This is a genomic window from Micromonospora globispora, assembly GCF_003857015.1.
Lineage (GTDB): Bacteria > Actinomycetota > Actinomycetes > Mycobacteriales > Micromonosporaceae > Micromonospora > Micromonospora globispora.
Map to the genome: position 1 here is coordinate 1 of NZ_QGGF01000547.1, position 3,332 is coordinate 3,332.

Genomic DNA, 3,332 nt, shown 5'->3' on the forward strand with positions numbered 1-3,332 from the left:
GTTCGGCCGGGGCCTCCTGCGGCTGCGGCGCGGCGGCCGCGCCGGCCTCCTCGCCCTCACCGGCGATGACGGCCAGTTCGCTGCCGACCTCGGCGGTCTCGTCCTCGCCGACGACGATCCGGCTCAGCACGCCCGCGGCGGGCGACGGGATCTCGGTGTCGACCTTGTCGGTCGAGACCTCGAGCAGCGGCTCGTCGACCTCGACGGTGTCACCCTCCTGCTTGAGCCAGCGAGTGACGGTGCCCTCGGTGACGCTCTCGCCGAGCCGAGGCATGGTGACCGATACCGGCATGTTCTCCAGACTCCTTCATTCCCCTGGTGGGATCATCGCCCGTCGCCGGACGCCGCGGGTTGTCGTGGTCAGGCGTGCGCGTGCAGTGGCTTGCCGGCGAGAGCCAGGTGCGCCTCGCCCAGGGCCTCGGTCTGCGTGGGGTGGGCGTGCACGAGCTGCGCCACCTCGGCCGGGTACGCCTCCCAGTTGTAGATGAGCTGCGCCTCGCCGACCAGCTCACCGACCCGGGCGCCGACCATGTGCACGCCGACCACCGGACCGTCCTCGACCCGGACCAGCTTCACGAAGCCGGCCGTCTTGAGGATCTGGCTCTTGCCGTTCCCACCCAGGTTGTAGTTGTAGGTCTTGATCTTGTCAGCGCCGTACTGCTCCTTGGCCTTCGCCTCGGTCAGGCCGACGGAAGCCAGCTCCGGGTCGGAGTAGGTGACCCGCGGGATGCCGGCCTCGTCGATCACGGCCGGGTTCTGGCCGGCGATCTCCTCGGCGACGAAGATGCCCTGCTGGAAGCCGCGGTGCGCGAGCTGCAGGCCGGGCACGATGTCGCCGACCGCGTAGACGTTCGGCACACCGGTGCGCAGCCGCTCGTCGGTCAGCACGTAGCCGCGGTCCATCTTCACGCCCTGCTCCTCGTACCCGAGGTTGGCGGTGTTCGGGCCGCGACCGACGGCGACCAGCAGCAGCTCGGCCTCGACGGTCTCGCCGCCCTGGATCGTGACCTTGACGCCGTTCTCGGTCTTCTCGACCTTCTCGAACGGCTTTCCGACCTTGAAGTTGATCTTCCGCTTGCGGAAGGCCCGCTCCAGCGCCTTCGACGACTCCTCGTCCTCGGCGGCGACCAGGCGGGGCAGCGCCTCGACGATGGTCACGTCCACCCCGAAGGACTTCCAGACGCTGGCGAACTCGACGCCGATCACACCGCCGCCGAGCACGATCGCGGAGGCGGGGACCCGGTCCAGGGTCAGGGCGTGGTCGCTGGTGATGATCCGCTCGCCGTCGATCTCCAGGCCGGGCAGGCTCTTCGCGTACGAGCCGGAGGCCAGGATGATGTTGCGGCCGGTGTAGCGCTTGCCGTCCACCTCGACGGCGTTCGGCGCGACCAGCTTGCCGGCGCCGGCCACGAAGGTGATGTTCTTGGCGTTGCCGACCAGGCCCTGCAGGCCCTTGTACAGCCGGGCGATCACGCCGTCCTTGTACGAGTTGACCGCGGCCATGTCGATGCCGACCAGCTCCGCCTTGACGCCGAACTGCTCCGACTCGCGGGTCTGGTCGGCGATCTCGGCGGCGTGCAGCAAGGCCTTGGTGGGGATGCAGCCGTTGTGCAGGCAGGTGCCCCCGAGCTTGCCCTTTTCGATCAGCGCGACGGAGAGGTCCAGCTGGGCGGCACGCAGCGCCGCCGCGTAGCCGCCGCTGCCACCTCCGAGAATGACGATGTCGAAGGTTGCGTCGTTCGGCTCGCTCACGTCCAACTCCCAGGTCGCGTCGCTGCTTCGGGGGTTACGGCGGAGTAACAGACACACCCCACCTCGGTCATCTTGTCACCACCGAGGACGGAGCGCGTAGCGAGGTGCCCAACGACACGTCGCCGACACGTACGCTTGGCACCGTCTTCGATGACCACGGGGGAGGAGAGAACCGGGTGGGACTGTTCCGACGACGCAGGCGCGCCGGCACGGTGAGTCGCGACCGGGCGCCCGACCGCGCCGATCTGGAGCACCTCGAGAACTTCGTCCGGACCCGGCGGGGAGTCGAGGCGTACATCGAGCCGCGGACGACGGTCACCGAGACGACGGTCATGCTGATCGCCGACGACGGGGAGTGGACCCGGCGGCGGATCGACGGCCCGGAGGGCGCCCGCCGCTTCGCCCACAAGATGGCCATCCCCGTGTACGACGTCCGCCTGATGGGCTACCCGCAACGCATGCGCGACTACAACGAACGCCGCAAGCGCCGCCCCGAGCTCTTCTGACGTCCGCAAGGACGAACGGGGCGCCCCTCCCGGGGCGCCCCGCCATGATGTCGGGTGGGCGTCAGCCGTTGGTGGCGACGTCCTCGACCAGGTGCACCAGGGTGCGGACAGGAACGCCGGTGCCGCCCTTGGTCCAGTAGCCGGTGGCCTCGCCCGAGTGGTAGCTCGGGCCGGCGATGTCGATGTGCGCCCAGGCCACCTCGTCGGTGACGAACTCGCGCAGGAAGACCCCGCCCTGGAGCATGTGACCGGCCCGGTCCATGCCCGCGTTGACCTGGGAGATGTCGGCAACGTCGGAGTCCATGCCCTTGCGCACGTCGTCCGGCAGCGGCATCGGCCAGGCCGGCTCGCCGGTCGCCTCACCGGCGGCCTTAACCCGCTCGCACAGCTCCGGGGTGCCCATCACGCCGGCGATCCGCTTGCCCAGCGAGATGACCTGACCGCCGGTCAGCGTCGAGGTCTCGAAGAGGTAGTCGGCGCCGTCCTCGCAGGCCCGGGCGATCGCGTCGGCGAGGATCATCCGGCCCTCGGCGTCGGTGTTGAGCACCTCCACCTTCTTGCCGTTGTACATGCTGATCACATCGCCCGGTCGGTACGACGTCCCGGAGGGCATGTTCTCCGCCATCGGCAGGTACCCGGTCACCGCGATGCTCGGCTTGAGCGCGGCGATCGCCAGCATGGCGGCGCCGACCGCCGCCGCACCGCCCATGTCCGACTTCATCTCCCACATGCCCTGCGCCGGCTTGATCGAGATGCCGCCGGTGTCGAAGGTGATGCCCTTGCCGACCAGCGCCACCCGCTTGCCGTTGCCGCCACCCTCCGGGGTGTAGGTCAGCTTGACCAGCCGCGGCGGGGCCTCCGAGCCCTGCCCGACGGCGAGAATGCCGCCGTACCCGCCGGCGGCGAGCGCCGCCTCGTCCAGCACCTCGACACCGAGCCCGGCCTCCCGGGCGGCGGCGGCCACGGCGTCGGCGAACGCCGGCGGACGCAGCTCGTTCGGCGCGGTGTTGACCCAGTCCCGGGTGGTCCGGACCGCACCGGCCACCGTCTGCGCCCGGGTGATCTCCGCCTGGG

At 70.3% G+C, this 3,332-nt stretch carries 4 protein-coding genes; 1 reads left to right on the top strand and 3 read right to left on the bottom strand.

Annotated elements, in window-relative coordinates:
• Together DKL51_RS28360 and lpdA are read right to left on the bottom strand one after the other, a co-directional pair.
• On the bottom strand, positions 1 to 292 hold a 292-nt coding region (locus DKL51_RS28360), incomplete at its 3' end, for a biotin/lipoyl-containing protein (protein ID WP_311768089.1).
• Between the two features lie 68 nt (positions 293 to 360).
• Positions 361 to 1,752 carry a dihydrolipoyl dehydrogenase gene (gene lpdA / locus DKL51_RS28365; RefSeq protein ID WP_124812704.1) on the bottom strand — a complete coding sequence of 464 codons (1,392 nt, stop codon included), beginning with the start codon at positions 1,750 to 1,752 and terminating at the stop codon, positions 361 to 363.
• Positions 1,753 to 1,928: 176 nt separating this feature from the next.
• Between lpdA and DKL51_RS28370 the strand changes: the two genes are divergently transcribed.
• Positions 1,929 to 2,258 carry a hypothetical protein gene (locus DKL51_RS28370; protein WP_109946914.1) on the top strand — a complete coding sequence of 110 codons (330 nt, stop codon included), beginning with the start codon at positions 1,929 to 1,931 and terminating at the stop codon, positions 2,256 to 2,258.
• 61 nt (positions 2,259 to 2,319) lie between these two features.
• On the opposite strand, the gene DKL51_RS28375 is transcribed toward DKL51_RS28370, so the two are convergent.
• On the bottom strand, positions 2,320 to 3,332 hold a 1,013-nt coding region (locus tag DKL51_RS28375; RefSeq protein ID WP_124812706.1), incomplete at its 5' end, for a leucyl aminopeptidase.